26 protein-coding genes are annotated in these 19,997 nt (G+C 38.0%); 10 read left to right on the forward strand and 16 right to left on the reverse strand.

Annotated elements, in window-relative coordinates:
- Positions 1–146: 146 nt before the first annotated feature.
- Positions 147–953 (forward strand): class I SAM-dependent methyltransferase, encoded by an 807-nt coding sequence (locus B3E00_RS20355; protein ID WP_293939862.1) that lies wholly within the window; start codon positions 147–149, stop codon positions 951–953.
- A 49-nt stretch (positions 954–1,002) separates the two neighbouring features.
- Here B3E00_RS20355 and B3E00_RS20360 read toward each other — a convergent pair whose 3' ends face one another.
- The 3 genes from B3E00_RS20360 to B3E00_RS20370 all read right to left on the reverse strand — a co-directional run bounded on the left by B3E00_RS20360 (position 1,003) and on the right by B3E00_RS20370 (position 2,823).
- Positions 1,003–1,896, reverse strand: coding sequence for an alpha/beta fold hydrolase (locus B3E00_RS20360; protein ID WP_293939864.1), 894 nt, complete (start codon positions 1,894–1,896; stop codon positions 1,003–1,005).
- Positions 1,897–1,903: 7 nt separating this feature from the next.
- Positions 1,904–2,329, reverse strand: coding sequence for a hypothetical protein (locus B3E00_RS20365; protein ID WP_293887484.1), 426 nt, complete (start codon positions 2,327–2,329; stop codon positions 1,904–1,906).
- A gap of 80 nt (positions 2,330–2,409) precedes the next feature.
- Positions 2,410–2,823 carry a MarR family winged helix-turn-helix transcriptional regulator gene (locus tag B3E00_RS20370; RefSeq protein ID WP_209579637.1) on the reverse strand — a complete coding sequence of 138 codons (414 nt, stop codon included), beginning with the start codon at positions 2,821–2,823 and terminating at the stop codon, positions 2,410–2,412.
- A 402-nt stretch (positions 2,824–3,225) separates the two neighbouring features.
- Between B3E00_RS20370 and B3E00_RS20375 the strand changes: the two genes are divergently transcribed.
- On the forward strand, positions 3,226–3,840 hold the full coding sequence (locus tag B3E00_RS20375; protein ID WP_293939865.1) for a hypothetical protein: 615 nt from the start codon (positions 3,226–3,228) through the stop codon (positions 3,838–3,840).
- Here B3E00_RS20375 and B3E00_RS20380 read toward each other — a convergent pair.
- Positions 3,837–4,769 carry a helix-turn-helix domain-containing protein gene (locus tag B3E00_RS20380; protein ID WP_293939866.1) on the reverse strand — a complete coding sequence of 311 codons (933 nt, stop codon included), beginning with the start codon at positions 4,767–4,769 and terminating at the stop codon, positions 3,837–3,839. The two genes, B3E00_RS20375 and B3E00_RS20380, sit on opposite strands and share 4 nt — an antisense overlap.
- A gap of 50 nt (positions 4,770–4,819) precedes the next feature.
- Positions 4,820–5,719, reverse strand: coding sequence for an SDR family oxidoreductase (locus B3E00_RS20385; protein ID WP_293939867.1), 900 nt, complete (start codon positions 5,717–5,719; stop codon positions 4,820–4,822).
- Positions 5,720–6,037: 318 nt separating this feature from the next.
- Between B3E00_RS20385 and B3E00_RS20390 the strand changes: the two genes are divergently transcribed.
- From B3E00_RS20390 to B3E00_RS20400, 3 genes are all read left to right on the forward strand, one after another.
- On the forward strand, positions 6,038–6,400 hold the full coding sequence (locus B3E00_RS20390) for a serine hydrolase (RefSeq protein ID WP_293887481.1): 363 nt from the start codon (positions 6,038–6,040) through the stop codon (positions 6,398–6,400).
- On the forward strand, positions 6,316–7,104 hold the full coding sequence (locus B3E00_RS20395) for a class A beta-lactamase-related serine hydrolase (RefSeq protein WP_293939868.1): 789 nt from the start codon (positions 6,316–6,318) through the stop codon (positions 7,102–7,104). Before B3E00_RS20390 ends, B3E00_RS20395 begins: the two co-directional genes overlap by 85 nt.
- A gap of 254 nt (positions 7,105–7,358) precedes the next feature.
- On the forward strand, positions 7,359–7,955 hold the full coding sequence (locus tag B3E00_RS20400; RefSeq protein WP_293939869.1) for a DUF3267 domain-containing protein: 597 nt from the start codon (positions 7,359–7,361) through the stop codon (positions 7,953–7,955).
- A 74-nt stretch (positions 7,956–8,029) separates the two neighbouring features.
- Here the strand turns inward: B3E00_RS20400 and B3E00_RS20405 are convergent, their stop codons facing one another.
- Positions 8,030–8,197, reverse strand: coding sequence for a hypothetical protein (locus B3E00_RS20405; protein ID WP_293887477.1), 168 nt, complete (start codon positions 8,195–8,197; stop codon positions 8,030–8,032).
- Between the two features lie 162 nt (positions 8,198–8,359).
- Between B3E00_RS20405 and B3E00_RS20410 the strand changes: the two genes are divergently transcribed.
- Complete coding sequence (locus B3E00_RS20410; RefSeq protein WP_293939870.1) at positions 8,360–8,536, forward strand: MerR family DNA-binding transcriptional regulator; 177 nt, start codon at positions 8,360–8,362, stop codon at positions 8,534–8,536.
- Positions 8,537–8,925: 389 nt separating this feature from the next.
- On the opposite strand, the gene B3E00_RS20415 is transcribed toward B3E00_RS20410, so the two are convergent.
- The 6 genes from B3E00_RS20415 to B3E00_RS20440 form a co-directional block, all read right to left on the reverse strand.
- On the reverse strand, positions 8,926–9,459 hold the full coding sequence (locus B3E00_RS20415) for a hypothetical protein (RefSeq protein ID WP_293939871.1): 534 nt from the start codon (positions 9,457–9,459) through the stop codon (positions 8,926–8,928).
- An 87-nt stretch (positions 9,460–9,546) separates the two neighbouring features.
- Positions 9,547–10,047, reverse strand: coding sequence for a GNAT family N-acetyltransferase (locus tag B3E00_RS20420; protein WP_293939872.1), 501 nt, complete (start codon positions 10,045–10,047; stop codon positions 9,547–9,549).
- Positions 10,048–10,081: 34 nt separating this feature from the next.
- Positions 10,082–11,764, reverse strand: coding sequence for a tetratricopeptide repeat protein (locus B3E00_RS20425; protein ID WP_293939873.1), 1,683 nt, complete (start codon positions 11,762–11,764; stop codon positions 10,082–10,084).
- A gap of 54 nt (positions 11,765–11,818) precedes the next feature.
- Entirely contained in the window at positions 11,819–12,328 is a 510-nt protein-coding gene (locus B3E00_RS20430) for a hypothetical protein (protein WP_293939874.1), read from the reverse strand.
- Positions 12,306–12,773, reverse strand: a complete 468-nt coding sequence (locus B3E00_RS20435; RefSeq protein ID WP_293939875.1) for a hypothetical protein — start codon at positions 12,771–12,773, stop codon at positions 12,306–12,308. The genes B3E00_RS20430 and B3E00_RS20435 overlap by 23 nt, the downstream gene beginning before the upstream one ends.
- 2 nt (positions 12,774–12,775) lie before the next feature.
- On the reverse strand, positions 12,776–13,264 hold the full coding sequence (locus B3E00_RS20440) for a hypothetical protein (protein WP_293939876.1): 489 nt from the start codon (positions 13,262–13,264) through the stop codon (positions 12,776–12,778).
- 177 nt (positions 13,265–13,441) lie between these two features.
- Between B3E00_RS20440 and B3E00_RS20445 the strand changes: the two genes are divergently transcribed.
- From B3E00_RS20445 to B3E00_RS20455, 3 genes are all read left to right on the forward strand, one after another.
- A complete protein-coding gene (locus B3E00_RS20445; RefSeq protein ID WP_293939877.1) occupies positions 13,442–15,445 on the forward strand; it encodes a sensor histidine kinase in 2,004 nt (667 codons plus the stop codon).
- A gap of 2 nt (positions 15,446–15,447) precedes the next feature.
- Positions 15,448–16,191, forward strand: a complete 744-nt coding sequence (locus B3E00_RS20450; protein ID WP_293887463.1) for a LytR/AlgR family response regulator transcription factor — start codon at positions 15,448–15,450, stop codon at positions 16,189–16,191.
- A gap of 115 nt (positions 16,192–16,306) precedes the next feature.
- Positions 16,307–16,639: a DUF4870 domain-containing protein gene (locus tag B3E00_RS20455; protein WP_293883412.1), complete on the forward strand. Its 333-nt coding sequence runs from the start codon at positions 16,307–16,309 to the stop codon at positions 16,637–16,639.
- A 60-nt stretch (positions 16,640–16,699) separates the two neighbouring features.
- Here the strand turns inward: B3E00_RS20455 and B3E00_RS20460 are convergent, their stop codons facing one another.
- Positions 16,700–17,128 (reverse strand): GNAT family N-acetyltransferase, encoded by a 429-nt coding sequence (locus B3E00_RS20460; RefSeq protein WP_293883409.1) that lies wholly within the window; start codon positions 17,126–17,128, stop codon positions 16,700–16,702.
- Positions 17,129–17,266: 138 nt separating this feature from the next.
- Complete coding sequence (locus B3E00_RS20465; RefSeq protein ID WP_293883406.1) at positions 17,267–17,614, reverse strand: nuclear transport factor 2 family protein; 348 nt, start codon at positions 17,612–17,614, stop codon at positions 17,267–17,269.
- Between the two features lie 124 nt (positions 17,615–17,738).
- Between B3E00_RS20465 and B3E00_RS20470 the strand changes: the two genes are divergently transcribed.
- Positions 17,739–18,305 (forward strand): TetR/AcrR family transcriptional regulator, encoded by a 567-nt coding sequence (locus B3E00_RS20470; RefSeq protein WP_293883403.1) that lies wholly within the window; start codon positions 17,739–17,741, stop codon positions 18,303–18,305.
- Between the two features lie 222 nt (positions 18,306–18,527).
- Here B3E00_RS20470 and B3E00_RS20475 read toward each other — a convergent pair whose 3' ends face one another.
- Positions 18,528–19,022 carry a VOC family protein gene (locus B3E00_RS20475; protein WP_293939878.1) on the reverse strand — a complete coding sequence of 165 codons (495 nt, stop codon included), beginning with the start codon at positions 19,020–19,022 and terminating at the stop codon, positions 18,528–18,530.
- Between the two features lie 78 nt (positions 19,023–19,100).
- Positions 19,101–19,976, reverse strand: a complete 876-nt coding sequence (locus B3E00_RS20480) for a helix-turn-helix domain-containing protein (RefSeq protein ID WP_293939879.1) — start codon at positions 19,974–19,976, stop codon at positions 19,101–19,103.
- Between the last annotated feature and the right edge of the window lie 21 nt (positions 19,977–19,997).

Raw genomic sequence — 19,997 nt, forward strand, 5'->3', positions numbered from 1 at the left:
GACGATTATCCCAGAATGCTTTTTATCCGTGACGGAAAGCGTGGAAAGGGCTACGGGAATAAACCCCATCATCCACATGCTTCTCCGTGATAACAAAACATAACCTATTTTAGTATCTTTAAGAATTTAACGCATCAGAATAAATCATGAATATCGAGGAAAATTACGTAGACATCAACCGGAGATCATGGAATGACCGCACAGAAATCCATATCAAATCCGATTTTTATGATGTGGACGGTTTCTTAAAGGGCAAAAATTCGCTAAAGAATATCGAACTGAATATACTGGGAGATCTTTCAAATACCTCTGTCCTGCATTTACAATGTCATTTCGGGCAGGACAGCATATCATTAAGCCGTCTTGGAGCTGAGGTAGTGGGTGTTGATCTATCGGATGTGGCGATTGCGAAGGCCCGCGAACTGGCAAAGCAGGCCCACTCCACTGCATCGTTTATCTGCAGCGACGTCTACGACCTTCCCAATCATCTGGATCGTCAGTTTGACATTGTTTTTACGAGCTATGGGACCATCGGCTGGCTTCCCGACCTGGATCGGTGGGCGAAGGTGATTTCAAAGTTCCTGAAACCCGGCGGTAGATTTATTTTTGTGGAGTTTCATCCTGTGGTGTGGATGTATGATTCCCGGTTTGAAAAAATCGAATACAAGTATTTTAATTCCGGTGCCATTATAGAAACGGAAAAAGGAACCTACGCAGATAAAGCGGCGCAAATTGAAGTAAAAACAATTGGATGGAACCACAGCTTAGGCGAGGTAATCAGCAGCCTGATACAAAACGGCCTCGGCATAACCTATTTTGAAGAGTTTGACTATTCACCATATAATAACTTTGATCTTTCGGTAGAGTCTGAGCCCGGCAAGTTCAGAATTGCTCATCTGGAAGATAAAATCCCGATGGTTTACGCGTTGTCAGCAACAAAAACCGATATATGACAACACTCATTTTTAGTCTTTATTAATTACCTAATCATGATCCGGCACATTATGATACAACTATAAAATTTGAAATATCCTGCACCAATGATGGAAACAGTGCTTCCGGTATCGCGTGCCCCATCCCTTTTTTGATGATAAGCTGACAGCCGGGTATATTGTTTTTTAAATCAATCGCATGTTCAATACTGAACAATGGATCTTCGTCCCCGTGTATAACCAGTGCAGGTACCTGAATACCTGTGAGAAGACCTGGATTAAATACATAACTGATGAGGGCAATGATCTGACGATAAGGCCTGACTGCAGAAGATTGCCGGACTTGATCTTCAATAATTAATGTCCGTTCTTTTTCTTCATTGAGAATATATCTGCTGCCGTAAATAGCTTTCATAAAGTCTATTCTTTCTTTCAGGTATGCTTCCAGATTATCTTCAAAATTTACAGATGAGCGGGTCATTTTTCTTACCAGTGCATCATCAGGTTTCGGAAGAGCCGGATTAAAGCTTGAAGATATCAATAACGTTAGTGTCTGAGTCATTGCCGGATACCGTGATGAAAATAACTGCGCAATGATCCCTCCCATGGATCGGCCGACAATGTGCGCCTTTTTAATATTCAGCGATTGCAGCAGATCCCTGATGTCATCTGCCATATCATGTAAAGAATAAGCAGGAGGATATTTTTCGGGGTCCTGTAAAAAACTGTTCAGCGAAAAATTGAACGTATCGCTATGGCGATCTGTTGTAAACGTACTTTTTCCGCAGTCCCTGTTATCAAAACAGATAACCAGGAACCCTTCGTCGGCAAGCATCTTAACGAATGTTGCTTCCCAGCGGGTCATCTGCGTATTCAGACCGCTAACCAATACAATAGTATCCTTGTTTTCAGCACCGTATAACTGATAATATATAGCGGCATTTCTTAGTTCAATATAACCCATCTGTTGTTTAAAATGATAGCATTTCTAAGGGCAAAAGTCTGGAATCCAATATAGAAGCCGAACGATGCCCTGTAATCTTCATATAATCTGGGTTCTGCTCGAAAGCGAAAAAATCTGATACGCTTTTTTGCTTGATCAGCATACAGATATCCCACTGCTCATTTTCCGGGCCGATAAGAAATCGGCCTCCCTTTCCTACCAAAAGTATCTCTCCTCCAGTCTGCTCCACAAATGGTTTGGCGAGTTGTATGTAACTCATAAAAGCTTCATAACCGGAAATCGTTGTTTCCGGAGCTATATCGGGAAAATCGGAATAATCTGCGAACTCTTTTAACCGGATCAGGTTCAGGTTCACAATGGAACCCTGAATCTTCTTTAACGCCAAATGCCTTCCGGCTTCATACGTGGGGTAAGTATAGGTTTTGTTTAGCATATCAGTATATATCAATCGTTCTACTCAGCTTTTCTTTCATATCGTTTCCGGCTTTTTGGACATGTTTTTTATATTTAATATTAGAGGTCTCCTCCTAACCCTTTCAAATGAGAAGCGAAAACTTTTAACTCATTCTTGGATATTCCAGCTAACATGTTTTTAGAAGTTTGAGTCGCAGTAACCTTTGCTTCCTTAAACACACGCTCGCCGGCACTGGTGAGTTTCACATAGCTGACTCTGGCGTCTCTTTCATTTGCTTCTTTTACAACAAGCCCCATCTTTTCCATAGGAGAAATAATCCGGGTAATGCCGGATGCCGTTAAACCAATGCCTTCTGCCAGATCAATTCTCTTTAAGCGATTGCCGGGAACACTGCTTAGGATATGCAGGATCATAAAATCTGTAAGGCTAATTCCATGAAGGCTTAGGCCATCAAATTTCTTTGTGATGAGAGACTGAACTTTCAGTAGGTTTAATATAATATTGAGTTCCATATTTTAATTTGCATAACACTTGATTAGTCAAGTATCATGCAAATATAAAATAATATTTCAACATTTCTACCTCTACTTTAGACATGACCTATTTTCCGGGGAGGTCAGTTGATTTATTGTATCAGCCCTATGTACTACAGGCCAGCTGATTTTTTGAAATTCTACGGTTAAAGATCCTTTAGGTTTTTTGGTTTATGGACATAATGTTTTCTAGTTTATGTTTTAACCAAAGGAAAGGGTTCACTAGCGGGATATTTTTTGGTTAATTATAACCATTGGCAATATTTGCTGAATTAGGATAAATTTGCGCTAAATAAAAAGTCACGCTGCAATCATCAAATATAGACGTAAGCACAAGGAAAGGACAAATTGATCGGCCTAACCTAATACCTGTTAAATAATATGTTTTATAAATTACAACAAAATAAATTTATCCAATGGACGATTATTCATATCAGATACCTTGTTGCATTGGCATTCGTCCCTTCCGGGTTTACAAAAATGGTTGGCGAAAGATTTACTCAATTACCTACAACAAGTGCCATAGGGCAGTTTTTTGAAGTACTTTATCTTTCCGGTATCTATTATAACTTTCTAGGTGTTATGCAGATAATTACTGCAATCCTTCTGATGACGCAGCGATTTGCATTAATTGGAACATTTCTCTTTTTGGCCATAACAGCCAATATCTGGATGATTACAATTTCAATGCACTTTAAGGGTACTTGGATAATCACTAGTTTGATGATGCTTGCGGGTTTAATTCTCCTTTATTGGGATAAAAATAGAATCTCAGAATTGAATTCGGATTATGATTCACCAAAAAAAATGTATTCTCCAAAGGTATCAAGAATTTGGGTTAATGCGGGTATAATTTATATAAGCAGCCTACTCATTATTTGCTTTGTTGGTTCGAAAAACGATATGCTATCTAAAACCATTTATGTCATCGCACTATTTATTTTAGTAGCAACTACGCTTTACTCCAATTTTGTTTTCTGGAAAAAATCAAATTAAATAGAATTAATCCTTTTGAATGACTTTCTGAAACCCAACGGAGTCATGTTGGTCTTGGCCTTAAATAGTTTATTAAATGATTGTGAATGTTCAAAGCCCAGTTTATAGCCGATCTCACTGATGGTTAGTTCAGTTGTGGAAAGCTTTTCTTTGGCCTTTTCAATCACTTTCTCATGAATGATCTGCTGGGGCGTGTGCCCTGTCAAGGATTTGAGTAGGCTTCGCATATACTGTGACGACATATTGAGCTGCTCGGAAAGCAGCTGTACCGTTGGTAATCCACTCTGCATGATGTCTCTGTCTTCAAAATACTTATCAAGAAAAATCTCAAGCTTTTCCAAAAACTGGTGGCTCGCTTTCTTGCGGGTGATGAATTGACGCTGATAAAAACGGTGGGAGTAATTAAATAAGGTTTCCAATAGAGAGATAATAATATTTTGGCTGAACCGGTCAATATTTCCTTGATATTCTTGTTTGATATTTTCGATGATCTGCTGCATCTTCAGTTCCTCGTCTTCTGAAAGGAAAAGCGCTTCATGCACAGCATAATCGAAAAACTCATATCTTTTGATCGATGTCGCCATTGGCGAATCATAGAGAAAATCCGGATGGATCATCAGCATCCATCCGGAAGGATTTTTCCCTTGCTCTTCACGTATTACACTAAGCACCTGATGCGGTGCCATGCAGAACATCACTCCCTCGTCAAAATCATAATCTTGTTGCCCATATCTATACTTGTGATCCATATCCCGTTTAACGGAAATTAGATAAAAATCGAAAAGCAAGCTTTGTTTTCCAATCCTCGTATTGTCGGTCATATCTTCAAAATTTATCACGCTGATCAGTGGGTGCTTTGGTGCCGGCAATCCTCGAAGCTTATGAAATTCGGAAATGGTCTTTAGTCTTATCAGTTTATTATCGGACATGGCATTACAGCATTTTTAGTATATGTGGATCAGAACAAAAGTACAAATATTTAAAGCCCAGAAAAATAATATGAGCCTTTTAAATCTTCCAGTAAAGTCGGATGGACCGGGGTCCAGTCCAGCATTTCCCTTGTTAGCGTACTTGAACTTTGATTGTCGAGTTTTGCAAAATGCGTAAACCAAGAAAAATGCTGTTCAGCTTCTTCGGCATTCAGTGAAATGAGTGGGATGTTGAGACGCTCGGCAATTTCAGCAGCGATTGTCTTAAGCTGAATTCCTTCTTCCGCTACAGCATGATATCTAGTTCCTTTTTCAAATGGTTTTTCAAGGGCTAGGCGGTAAAGCTTTGCTGCATCTAGGCGGTGCACAGCTGGCCAGTGGTTCTTTCCTTCGCGAATGATGGCTGAGACGCCTTTTTCTTTTGCTATTTTTATAAATAATGGAACAAAACCTATTTCATCCCCCTCACCGTGTACTGAGGGAGATAATCTGATCACCGAAACATTTACGCCTTTCGCAACCTGATCATCCGCTGCATTTTCAGTAGCAATCCTTGGATGGGGATGGTTCACCTCTCTGTCATTCTCCGTTGTTATTCCATCTTTTGAAAACAGCGCGGTTCCAGAAGTAATCAGAAAGGGTTTATCAGTTCCAACCAGCGCATCTCCGACAGCTTCGATCACTTTACTATCTAAAATGCACATTTCGGGAAAACGACTAAAATCATGAACAAATCCTAAATGGATCACAGCATCGGAGAGTTTGGCTCCTGACTTTAAGCTTTCAAAATCCATCAGGTCACCAACATGGGGCTCTGCTCCTGCGTTAATTAATTTTTTAGCAGATTCTTCTGATCTTGCCAGACCTAGAACTTGGTGACCAGCTTTTAATAATTCCTGTACTACAGCTGTTCCTACGAAACCTGTAGCGCCTGTAACAAATACTTTCATATCCTAAACTATTTATAAACCAAAGTTCAGATTTGGCAAACTTATAAATGTATCCGAAAGTAGTTATGTTGTAGCCAGAACGATATTATTTGTATAAATATTTCGTCATCTCAGATATTTTATTCTAAAAAATGTTTTGTTTTGTACCATTGCAAAAATTCCAAATTCATTGATCGTTAGCATTTTTTTAATAGTCTTTATCTCCATTACGTAATATGCGCATATTGAAAGGAAAAAGTTACTCACAGGAGGAATACAATGTAACAAATGAAAGATCCCAGTTGTCATTATCCTAGTTTCACCATTTATAATATCCATATGAAAAGTTATTTCAAAATCATTTTACTCCTATTTACAAGCACATTGTCTCAACAGGTTTTTGCTCAAAGTACTTCGGATAGCATTGATCTTTTTATAAAAGAAAAGATGCTGAAGTTAAAAATCCCCGGACTTCAGCTTGCTGTTATCAGAAACAACAGCTTAGAAAAGCTGTCCGCATATGGTCTTGCCAACATTGAACATCAGATTTCCGTTGATTCCACAAGTTCATTTTCAATCAATTCCATGACCAAGGCGCATATTCTACAATTGTCAATGTGGACGGTAAATGGATCAATGACGGCAAGCTTCATAATGCCTTTGCCACTTTCTCACTCTTCTTCAGAACTGCAACAGGTATAACCTCGACATCGGAGGACTTGGCCAAATGGCTGATTGCATTACAAAGCGGAAAGCTGTTGAAAAATAAGGGTAGCGTCCAGCAATTGTTAACTTCTGTAAAATTGAACGACGATCGTATTGATGGTTTTAACAAACTGACTAATGGCTATGCTTTGGGCTGGCCGACCGTAGTCAGGGATGAACATCCCGCAGCGGCTCCTGTCGGGGGAATGCGCTCTGCATTATTCGTCTATCCTAAAGATAATTTGTCGATAATCGTTTTGACTAATCTTCAGGGCTCTAATCCGGAATGGTTCATTGATGAGATAGCAGGATATTATTTCCCAGATATGAAAATAGCAAACGGTTTTGGATTGAGTAAAAATCTCAAGCTGCTACGGCAGGGACTTCTGAAAAATAATTTTCAAAATAGTTTCAAAATCTATTCTAATATCAAGCGTAGTAATAAAGAATTTGATTTGTCAGAAGACGAAATCAACTCGTGGGGATACCAGCTTATTGAACAAAATAAGAAAAAGGAAGCATTACAGATTTTTCAATTAAACACTTTGCTGTTTCCAAAAAGTGCCAATGTCTATGATAGCTATGCAGAGACGCTAGAACTACTCGGACATCGCAGAGAAGCCATCAAAAATTACAGCAAATCCCTGGAACTTGATCCCAAAAATCACAATGCTCGCCAATTTTTAGAAAGTAAAAGATGAGGAATTTCCAGATCAAAAATACATTTCACGGATTTGCTGAACTGTATATTCTATTTATATGATCAAATATTGATATTGCAAATTACAAAGATTTACAGTAGGTCGGTTACCTATTTTCATGAATTGAAAGATTCTGTTGTCATTTGTAAATTTCCTCGAAATTATCATATCAGTAAAGATCTTTTGCTATTCAACGTTCTTCGCTTCAAGAACTTAGAAAGTAGGACTTTCTACTTTTTTTATTATTTTTAAGTATGAAAGAACCCAATCCGAATCTTGGAAATGCTCAGGAGCTGACGATTAATCCAGTTCAAGCGCAGCTTAGGTCATTTGCCTACTTCTTGCCATTTGCGCTGGTCTTTGGTCTTGCCTTTTACGCTCTATGGCCGCAAAGGCTTTCCATTGCGAATTATAAAGCCGCTTTTCCGTCGGGTACAGCTGGGATTGCCTCGCTGATCCTCACTATTGTTGCGGGGGTGATTGTACATGAGCTTATTCACGGCATAACTTGGTCCAGATATGCCGCCTCGGGATTCCGGTCCATTCGCTTCGGCATCTTATGGAAGTCCATCACCCCATACTGTCATTGCAAAGAACCGCTGAAGGTGAGAGAATATCAGATCGGTGCTGCCGCTCCCGGTATTATCCTGGGCATATTACCTTCGGTAGTCGCCCTGTTTTTAGGCAATATAGTGTGGTTGGCATTCGGACTGTTTTTTACGATGGCATCAGGTGGAGATTTAATGATTATACTTATGCTCAACAGGCAAGGTAGGGAAAGCTTAGTACAGGACCATCCCTCCAAAATCGGCTGCCTGATTTATCCCAAAGAGGGCCTGAACGGACAATAGAGTTGTCGAGCTTATCTGTCTCGCTTCTAAACAATCAGACGCGTATTTCTATTCGCCTGATTTTGCTATACTCATCATCTTCGTTTACCCAGTTTGGCCAGCAGCGTACTGGTAGCAAAACTAACCGATTTGACCAAAGCAGCGGTCGTAGCAGTTTGCAGTACATCGCCCAGCGATATACCTTCGCAGGTTGCACAGACTCTACCAATAATTTTCTCAATTTTCCTTCTAGATGCATCCATTCGTTTTGGATTTCAATCAGAATAAGTGCCGATTTTTGTTTTGTTTATGCGTGCATAACGTTCATACTTAAAAATGTCAGAATAATACTATAGATAAAATTGAAATTGTATTTTTCATACTTTTATTGCTTTTAATTATCAATAATTGTAAATTATTTACAAATGAGCAAATCAGATAATAATAAAGACCTTTCATTTGAGTTTAATTTTTTAGATAAATTAGTTGTGGGAATTGGAGAAGTTGCACAAATAACAGGCATTCCGACAAGGCAAATACATTATTGGGAAGAAAAAGTAATTATACAAAGCCTAACGGAAGAGGAAGGTAAAACCAGATGATATAATTATGAGAACATCAAAAAAATGCTGCTCATAAAGGAAATGATTGATGATGGCTATACGCTCGATGCTTCCGCTGAAAAGGTTAAAAGGTGTATGGAAATGATTGAAGAAACCTTAAATAAGCTTAAAGATAGTTAAAACCTTACATGGATTTTATACAATTATGGATACTTTCAGCATAATAATAAATGATAAATGTACTTACGGAAATAGCCTTATTTAAGGAGGGAATTGTAGGAAGATCATTGACACCTTAAAATTTTTTGTTCATCATCATAGAAAGCGGACATATAAAAATTGAGGAAAATGAAAGCAGCATAAAATACAGTAGAGGTAATATCGTAACGCTACGATAAGATTAATGTACGAGAAAAATTTGAAAGTTATTAAAGACTGTTTTCAACTTCAAATTGCTTCTTGATACGATTTCTTTTGTCATCCGCTTCGTAAACTACCTGATATAAACGCTGTTTATCAAGAGCAAGTTTATATCTTTCATCGATGGCAATCCTGAACTTTTGTTCGTTTTTTTCCTGCTCTATTTTCTTTTGCTGCTCAACTTCTCTTTTGGAAAAGAGATATAGATTTTTGAGAGCCATATAGTAATCAATCTCAGCTTGCTGGATCTCTTTACCTTTTTTTATACCATCAACATTTGCATTTTTTAAATCTTTGAGAATAACGTTGAACGCTGTTTCCTGTTGATCGATAATTAATAGGGCGCTGTCATAATCATGTTGGATCAAATAGTTCAGCTTAGCAGACTCCATACCTTTTTCACCAATCAAAATAGAAGTTGCCTGAACTTCCTTCTCGTCCATAATTTCTTTCAATTGAATAGCATTTTTAGTTGTACATCCACAAAGAAATATAAACGATAAAACTGTAAATAAGACTATGCCCAATTTTTTTAAAGCCATACAAATGAAGTTGGTTTTTAAAGATACTTACGCTTTATTTTCTAACAATTACCATACCTAAGCGTTTAGTTGATTACTTTATATAGTCTAAAGTTTCCTAATTTCTTCACTACGAAGCATCCATATTGAACAGGCATGGTGTCCAGAATTTCCTAATGGCTTTTGAAGTAACCTAAAGCCCATGTTTTCGTACATTCTTATAGCATTTGAAAATTCCGGAAAGCTCTCGAGATAGATTTTATCGTACCCTAGGCTCTTTGCGCTTTCGATACTTTTATTCATTAACGCTTTACCAAGCCCCATGCCTCTGAACGCTGGATTGAGATAAAACTTAACCAGCTCTGCGCAGTACGGAGGCAATCCAGCAGTGGGATAAATCCCGCAACAGCCCACCACGACGCCATTTACCTCACCAACCCAGAGCACGGCACTTTCATTGCTGAAAAGTGCATATAAGTCTGAAGTGGTAGGATCGGAATAAACAGTTCCTTCTTTTGGTGCGTTGTGCTCTTCAAACACAGCTCTAATTAGTTTTAAAAGAGCATCGTTGTCCGATTTTTTTATTTTTCTGATGATTGTACCCTTCATACGCCGATATTAAGTTTATAAGATTAAAACTTTGCTATTGTCCGAAAAGTTTTCTAAAAAAGCCTGGCTCTTTGACGTTCGCCCGTGCGATTTTTAAGTTATCTTCTGTAATACGATTATAGAAAAGTCCAAGTGAGATTTCAAGATTTTTCACTGCCTCTGTGTAATGTCCGATATCAATCAGCGAAGTACCGATATGTTCATATAGTTCTGCCGCGATGTCATCCGTAACTTCTTGCTGTTCCGGCAGCATGGAGATTGCCAATGTACCGTAATGCACAGTTTTTTCATTTTCTGTCAGGTGGTATGCACTGTGTACGGCCCAGTAATAACACCAAAAATCTGTGTTGCCATGCCCAATGCTCTGCTCAAAACTTTCAAGAGCTGATTCGCTATCTTTCATATGCACTTCTAAAACATATCCCCGGTTGTACAAGGCAACCTGAACAGATCTTGCCATTCCTTTTTCTAGCCCGAAATGTACTGCTTGATTGTAACATTCCAAAGCCTTTTCCCATTGTTTATCCCTTAAAAACGTTTCTCCTCTGCTTATCATCAAACTCGGATTGTCGGGCATAGCTTCCAGTAAGGAGTCAGCCTGTTCGGAATCCACCGAATTATTAACATCTAAGCCAAGCATCGACGCGGCTTTGGATTTAGATATGTAGAAATTGGTTACACAGCGTACAACTTCCTCGTCTTGAAGAAGTGGGTCACCTGGATTTACCGATTGATAGTATTCGAGTCCCTGGTCGGCCCAGTACAGCATTTCCTGATATTGACCAATATCCGAGTGGCTCAGACATACCACATCAATCGTGCTAATTAAGGTAATAAAGTCCATTTCTTCAAAATACTCTCCCAAAAGCTCTTCGCCATCGATAATAGCACTTTCAGGCATACCAGCGCTCATATAAATGTACATTCTATTGAGAAGAATCACCATAAATTTACTTTGTGCTATGCCCTCGTTGACAATGGTAACAGCATCCTGATATTCCCCTTTAAAATTGAGTTCCCGCGCAAGATTATTACAGCACATGGCGAACGTATGCGGGTCGTAATTAAGACTGTTCGTCTGCGCTGTCAAAACTGCCGCTCTAAAAAGTTGATAAGATTGGGTGTAGAACTGTATTTTTAGTTCGGTGAGCCGTTGGTTCTCAGCTCCGGACATTTCGGCATATTGCTTGAGAACATAATCGATTTCAACCCCGGCATTGTATAATTCCATAGCAGATTGCGAATCTGCAGAAGGATGAAGTTGCGAAAAATCCGGATAGTCACTGTGTCTATTGATTATCCGGAAGATTCGTATCTCTAAGACTGGAGCGGATCGTAATTGACAGGATCTTTCGTAATAACGCAAAGCCGCATCCCAGTCTTCAAGCCAGTACAGTGCAGAACCAGCATTCCGGTAACAATGGTAATGCTCAGGATCAATTTTAAGCCCACTAATAGCCCAGTCCAAGCATTTTTCTAACGCTTTCTCTCGGTCGGATTCAAATATTTCATTATAGTCGAGTGCTATAAGACCCAATATGGCACATAGATTAGGGTCAACGCTTGCCTCATTGAGGTTATTGATATGGTAAAATAGTTCATGAAGTTCCTCCAAATCATGAGGAAGAGCATATCCGTCCAGCCAAAATTTCGCAGCCAAGGCATAATTGCCTTCGGCAACTGCGTTTAATGCGTTCTGATGAAGTGTATCTTTCATTGTTGTGTATAATTATTTTAAATTCAGAGCGATTGACCACGGCGTGGTTCAATCCTAACGTACAGGCAATTGCCGCATTTCATAGAGCTTTGCTAAAATAGCGTTCTCGTATGCTGATTCTTTTGACGATTTTTTTCTGCCCTCCCTAAAATCCTCACTGATACGGTAGCTTTTAACCAAATGATTATTCTTTGCCCCAATAGCATAATGCCAATAGCTTCCCGTGGTGCTGGTGAAAATGACAATTTCTTCAAAGGACATAATCCTTTTTGTAGGAAATAAGGGCTTTTCTATATATACGATCCGATCTTCTCGGTCAAACACGTAACATATTTCGGCGCGTATAAAAATATCATAAAGGCTGTGTAGGATAAGATATGGACCAAGAACAGCAAGCAGAATGACCATTCCCCGGTTGATATCACGAAAAAAGATAATGGCTAACAAAACCAGTGACAAAATTACACCAAGTGTCCAAACTGATAACTTAACGCTATGGCGGTTGGGCGTAAAACTAAAAATCCTACCGCTGTCAACAATTTTATACTTGCTGATTGCCGACATAAGGTTGTGTTATTTCTTCAATATCATTCAAAATATCCTGCATAGCTCGTTTTGACAGGCCTTGTGCAACGATAGCGAACTTCTCTTCACCTGCGGAAAAATAACGCACATTAAGTGATGTGTTGACAGGTATAAAGATGTAAATCAACCTGCTCATCTGGTAATGGGCAATATCTGAAAATGGAATACAGGTCTCTGCTTTTAAACCTCTTTTGATAAACAAAGCTTTCTCATCTAAGTCAATCACCATGCGCTCTGTATAAATGGATAAAAAACATAGTGCCGCGAAGATTCCAAAAATCCACATCATTGCTGCATTATTAGATGTGTATCCGAACCAGGCCAAGACTGTAAGACCAGCGACAATCAATATACCGAATCCATACTGCCGTTTAAGTATATAACGGTTACCATCTTTCTTAAAATTTTTAATTGTATTTTCCATAGTTAATCAAGTTTAACACCGTTTACGTTTATTTCACTGCACCAAAGATAGAGGAACATACTAGCCTCATCCTGCGTACTCTGGTAGGCAACGTTATCCAGCGATGCGCCAAAAAATTCTATTTTCTGCGAAAGGTTATTGTCCGCGTGACTAATGACCCGCAATTCACCTGAAAAATCACTTTCATAGTCGGTCAACAATTTGAGAATTTCAGCGTTCATCTTTTCAAAATCGATAGTCAAAAAATATTTTTTTTCTATTCTTTTATTTTCACTGGGTGAAGCAAAACTAAATGAAGCACCTTTGTTAGGATTACTGAATGTCAGCGATACTCCCCGTGCTGCATGAATAGCTATACCATCTTTACCTTTCACTAAAAATTCGATCTTATTTTTGGTATTCTTTTTAGTCTGCGCATTAGAGATACTAGAAATCATTAAAAATAAGAACAGGGAAAATTTCAACGGCTTAAATATTTCTATAAAATACATATAATGATGTGTTTTGTATATCAAGTAGATCAATATTACTACTTTAAAGCTATCGATTCCAATAGGTAATCTGTATCTGGATGTTTTTACTTGTTGTATGGTGGATTTGAATCCCTATTCGAAAAATTAAACCAATGATTTAATAGCTATATTTGCAAAAAGATATTGCAGCATTTTATGGATCACCTATATTTTACCAGACTGTATTTTTTCCGTGCAATATTAATCCCGCTGATGGCATTCACCGCTTCACTGAAAGCGCAAGACTCAAAAATAGAGTCATTGGCATCCCAGGGATACTCGTATAGATTTACGGATAGTGCGAAAGCTAAACAAATGCTCAATAATGCGCTAATACTGGCCAAGAAATCAAATTCTAAAAAAGATGAAGCAATCTGTCTTGCCTTTTTGGCGTTAACTTATCGAAGGCTGAATAGCCCGAAGGAATTTAATAACTATGCCGAGCAAGCCTACAAAATTTCCTCACAAACCAACGATGAGCGCGCAAAGGCTTACACTTATATGGTTATGGGAAATCTTAAATCATATTTCGATGACAATGCAGCCGCGCTGAATTACCAGCTTCAAGCCAATACACTTTTTGAAAAGCATAAGAATTATGCTCTCTGTGCTCAAATATGCGCCGATATTTCCTATAGCTTTTCCTTAAGTTCGGATGATCGGGTCGAGAAATATGTGCGCGAAGCTATGAAGTATGGGCAACAATCTTCAGATGCCGAAAGCATACTACATGCCCGATTGGCAATGGGCTCTTACCTGACAGGTTTGACAGATAAAGACCCGGATAACATTTCCTTATGGGAAAATTCTGTGAAATTTTTAAAACAGACCGCAGACTTTTCCGCAGAGAACGATAGCAGGATACCTAGTAAGAGTAACATCGCTATTTCTCATCTTAATCTTGCAGCACTGTTGATAAGACGGCCAAAACTGATGGATGGAATTTTATTTGCGCGACAATTGGATACGGCCATTGCCATAAGCAAAAAATACGGCGTGAAGGCTACTTATAGAAACAGCCTAGGATTGCGTGGAAAGTATTTATTATATCGGGGCAACTATAGCAAAGCCAAGAAATTGTTTCTGGACGGAATTGCTTACCAACTTCGGCTACCTTATAAAGACCATGAAATATTAGCCCAGTTTTACGCCAGTCTCAAAGAAGTCGCTGCAAGGGAAAAAGATTATTCTTCTTATTATCTCTATGACCAGTCTTTTAGCAAATATAACCGCCTTACCTACGATGAAACAATGCAACGGAATTTGCAGCTTGCGGAAATAAAATTTGAATCTGCTGAAAAAATCCGTAAAATAAAACAGTTAGAGAATGAAAAATTGCTTCAGGAAAAAAATAAGAATCTTGGATATGTAATTTCACTGATCTTGTTTGTTATCGTTATTTTTATCTTCATTTCTTTTTATTACAGAAAGCGATTTTACCAGAAGCAAGCTGATAACTTGAAGCAGCAGCAAATAAATGACCAACTCAAGCTCAACCTGCTGGAAAAGGACAGCCTTGAAAATCTATTGGCAAAGCTTTCTTTGGAACGGCGGTTTCTTCAGTCTCAGATGGACCCTCATTTTATTTTTAATTGCCTTGCAAATATTCAGAGCATCATCCTGAAAGGTGACCGTACAAAAGCGCTCACCTATCTTAATAAATTTGCACGGCTAACCAGAGAGACCTTGTATCATTCCAGAAAAGAATCAGTAACCTTGGAAGAGGAGACAGAAAACTTGAAAAGTTACATTGAATTGCAACAACTGAGGCTTAACCATTCATTTGATTATAGGTTCGAATTTTCAGATGAAGTAAATATGTACGAAAAAATACCACCCCTACTCATACAACCTTTGGTGGAAAATGCGATCGAACACGGGCTAAAACCGTTGACACATCGAAAAGGAAACCTAGTTATAACATTCACAAAAAAATCATCGGAGCAGGTATTGATTTGTGTTATCAGAGACAATGGAATCGGAATGGAAGCTTCCCAAAAAGGGAAAAACAAAGACAAACATGATCCATTGGCTATAAAAATAATAGATGAAAGACTGGCACTGTATGCAAAGAATGACTCAGACAAACTTATTCCTCATTTTACAAAACAAAGCTCTGACGAGGGATGCACAATCACTATCAATATTCCAATAGTATAAATATGTATAAAGCAGTTATTATAGAAGATGAATATCATCTGAGAGAGGCCCTTTCTATCCTTCTTGAAATGGTCGCGTCTGACAGAATACAGGTGATCGGTTACGCCGAAGGGCTGCCAGAAGCCGTCAAAATTATTGACCGTTTAAAGCCAGACCTAGTTTTTATGGATATCATGCTGAAAAACGGGACCGGTTTTGATGTTCTTGAACAGATTAACCATAAAAACTTCCATCTTGTTTTTACTACCGCTTATGAGGAGCATGCGATAAGGGCATTCAAATTCAATGCTATCGACTATCTCCTGAAACCAATAGACTATGATGAGTTAAGAGAGACGCTTGATCGTATAGCACTCAAAAAATCGGATTACATGGATTTTCAAAATGTTATTGCTCCTTCTTCTAGCATCGCCAAGAAGCATGATAGAATAGTGCTTCCTACCATAGAAGCTATGCATGTTGTAAAACTCAAAAACATTATCAGGTGTGAAACCTCAGGTTCTTATACAACATTTATTCTCAAGAACGGGCAGCACATTATTGTTTCCAAACCATTGAAATATTATGAAGATATACTTATTTCACCCAATTTTATACGCGTACATCAGTCGCATTTAATCAATACAGATTTCGTCACAAGCTTCTCTAAGGATGGGGTTATAATGATGCTGAACAATGATACAATCCCTATATCCCGAGCTAACAGAGAACATTTCTTTAGAATCATGAAAAACGAAGAGGATTAGACTTCAAACCGGATAAAAATCCAAGCTGCAGAAACGCAAAGTCATCAGGACAGAAAAAAAATCTGCTGACAAAAAATTCGGGCGTTATGATAGTTTTGTAAAAAAAAATCAGATTATGACTAGCAAAACTGCATCAATTTTATCTTACATCACCATTATCGGATGGTTAATAGCGTATGTTAAAAGGAATGATATCACTCCTAAAAATGATCTTGTAACCTACCATTTAAAACAGGGTTTTGGCCTCTTTATCACTACAGTGATATTTAATTTCAGCATGTGGTTTGTTCTTTTATTAGTTCCTTCACTCTATTTTATTAATTTTATTGGAATCGTACTTTTCATTCTTTTTATCATCGGAGTCATCAATGCTGCCGGTGAAGTCAAGAAACCTCTTCCTTTGATTGGTAAACTTTTCGAAAACCAGTTTAATTTCATCGAGCAATAACTTGTGAATAACCGAAATTAAACATCAGACATAAAAATAAGATGCATTTTCTAATCTCCATTATTTTTTTAATATATAGATGTTGCTACTCTTTTTACTGAAACCAAGCTTTTCATAGAGTCCGATGGCAGACGTACGGTGTTCTTCGGTAAATAGCAGCACTTCACTTAGTTGCTGTTCGTTGGAGATGGATAGTAGTTTTTCGATAAGTCTATTCCCGATTCCCATTCCACGATAGCCCTTGTCTACCACAACATCTTCAATCCAGCCTTTCCTACCTGAGATTACGTGGTAGACTGCCATGGAGGCAATGCCGACTATTCTGTCTCCGATAAAACAAGCTAGTAAAGTTACCTCGTTGTTTTGAATTAAAATTTCATCCAATTTCGATTGTCTTTTATTGGGACTCAATTGCTTAAACAGCTCAAAAATCTGATTTTGGACATTTCCATTGATATTGGTATGGTTTAAAACTACTATTTTTATCATGTTAAAACGCTATTTCTTCTCATGCTTTAATACGTTGACTGTTTTCAGATTCCCCACTACATCCATTCAACTTTCGGAAATAAGTCGACAGAAAATTTAAACTAACCTTTAGGGGCAAATAGTATAAAGATCCGTGAATTACTGGGGCTTCCCGATAACAAATGCTTTAAGTTCTGCTATTTTTCCATCTTCGAATCTCCAAATGTCGCAATAATAGAAATGCTCATATTCTCCGGCCTTGTTTTTCAATCGGATTTCTCCGGTCACTGTAACAAAATCCTCCTCCTCAATCGTCTTCTCTACGTTGAAAACTGGCGGTTCCTCATAAAACTCCTCCATATAAGTACGGACTTCTTCCTTACCATTCAGCGTTCGCTCCCCGACAAATACCCACTTTGTTTGATCAGTACAGTAGGCTAAGAACCCTTCATGGTCTCCTTTGGATACAAATTCATTGGCTGTGTGTAAAATTGATGCATTTTTCATGTTCGTATATCTTTTTGCTATTATCCTATTGCATTATTAAAATAGGTCAATCGACCTAATACAAATATAGGTCATTTGACCTATATAAAAATATTTTTTGATATTTTATTTTTAAATTTGTCGAATGCATAAAAAGGAAGAGCGGTTACACAAGATTTTATCCACAACAATAGCGATCCTAACTGAACAGGGAGCCGAAAAACTATCGATGAGAATGGTTGCTAAACATGCTAATATCTCGCTCAGTAACCTTCAATATTATTATAAGGATAAGGACCTCCTCTTCATTGCCACAGTTGAATTTTACTTTGAAAGCTGTAAAAAAGAACTTACCCAGGCCATAAAACTTTTAACCGAGAATAGCGTGCCCGATAAAGATACTTTTTTGGAAAAGGTATTGAGCATGTTATTAATTGATAGCAAATCCAGCCATCAAACATTGATGTTTCAGGAGATATGGACTTTGGCAGCTAGAAATGAAGATTTGCAGCACGCAGTAGAAGCATATTATAAAACATACTGTCTTTGGATGATTAATTTGGTATCCAAATTTTGCCGCAAGCCTGAAGATGTTGTGAACTTCCTTATTCCTTTTGTGGAAGGTTATACGATTGTTCATAATGTCATCCCTTTGACTAAAGAAAAGGTGATTACAATGATGTTACGGATAATCTCCATCGTGGATGAATAAAGATGTAATACATATTACTGGTTAAATGTGACGATTCGATCATGTTGAACTGTACCTATATTGCAGGTCAATTATTGCCATCAATTTTCGAAAAAGAATAGACATTTCAAAAAAGAGCGCCAAGAAATTTTGATTTTTTGGCGCTGGTCTATCGTTCATAATACGAGGCTAAAAATAATAATCGCTGCGACTAGCTATATAAATAGACAGCTCGATTACTGACTAAGGATTATATACTCCGTTAAACAGTACAACCCTCCATCCGTCTGGATCTTCATACGTCACACTCTTATCTTTCCAGTAAGGATTTTCAGGTTCGACGGCGCCAATTCCCGCATTCTTGAAACGGTCATTTGCGCGTTTATAGTCGTCTTCATTATCGTAGTAAAGGACTAGTAGGTTTTCTTTCGTCGGCTCAGGTAAAGGAAACTTTTCCGCTTGCTGGGTAAACTCCAGATGATAGGTTTTGTCAGGCATACCCAACATCACACCATCGTAACCCAGATGATCTTCAAATTTTCCAATTATTTCCATTCCCAGGATATCATTATAAAATTTAACTACTTCATTCAAGTTGTTGGTAGGCCGCGCTATTCTGAACTGTACGGCTTTCATCTTGTAATTTCCATTCGAAATTTGTTTATCTAGCTGCTGGGTGCAGGATGCAGCAAAAGCTAAGGCAGTAGCAGATGCCATTGTTATCAATAATTTTTTCATAAAATTTGCTTTAATTTCCTCCCACAAATTTCCAAATGAAAACATATTTAAACAATCACGGAAGTTCCGGTTATGTTGTCAATTTTTCGGTTTTTTATGATAATGTATGGGAGAAACTCCTTTTGCGGCTTTGAAAAAACGGGAAAAAGAAGAAGTGGACGTAAAACCAAGTTTATCAGAAATATTTTTTACAGAAAGCGTAGAATATTTTAAGAGTAATTCCGCTTCGAGCATAATCCTGTTTCGAATAAGAGCGAGAGCAGATACCCCGGTCTGATTTTTCACGCACTCACTCAGATATTTTGAAGATAGATACATGAGATCTGCGTATTCTTTGACTGTTTTGTATTGATGAAAATTTTTATCTACCAGTTTCCTGAACGTATACATGATTTGATACTGCCGATTAATTAACTTGTCCGAATTTAATAAGCACATTTCACATACTCTATTATAATCGTATAGAAGCTGCAGGATATATAGCCTTGATACTTCAAGACAAAATGGTGACTGATTTTCTGTTTCGTCCTTTATCTTCGCGATTTTATACGAGAAATCCTGAAATTTTGTTTCTTCCAGATCGAATATCGGCGGATAATCTGGATTAATCAGCAGCAGCTCTTCCATGACCTCACTCTCTACAAATCCTGTCTTGACAAAGTCGGATTTAAAAAACAAAAAATCAGCAACAAAAGGTTCTGAAAAATTTTTAATGGAAAATAGTGTTTGTGGAGGAATGATGGATATGGTAGATGAACTTATTGAAAAATCGTGGTGTCCAACAGTAACATTGCATTCGCCCCGACTGCATAAAACAACCAGGTAAAAATTCAACTTGACGGCGTCAATAGCATACTTATAATCCTTTAAACTGATCACACAACAATTTACCTCATCTGCATCACTTTGCAGAAGACCAAAATATTCACTTAAAAAATCTTCTATAAAAATCATACCGTGCACCCGACTCGCTTT

The sequence above is a fragment of the Sphingobacterium sp. UBA5996 genome (genome assembly GCF_002429765.1).
Classification (GTDB): Bacteria; Bacteroidota; Bacteroidia; order Sphingobacteriales; family Sphingobacteriaceae; genus Sphingobacterium.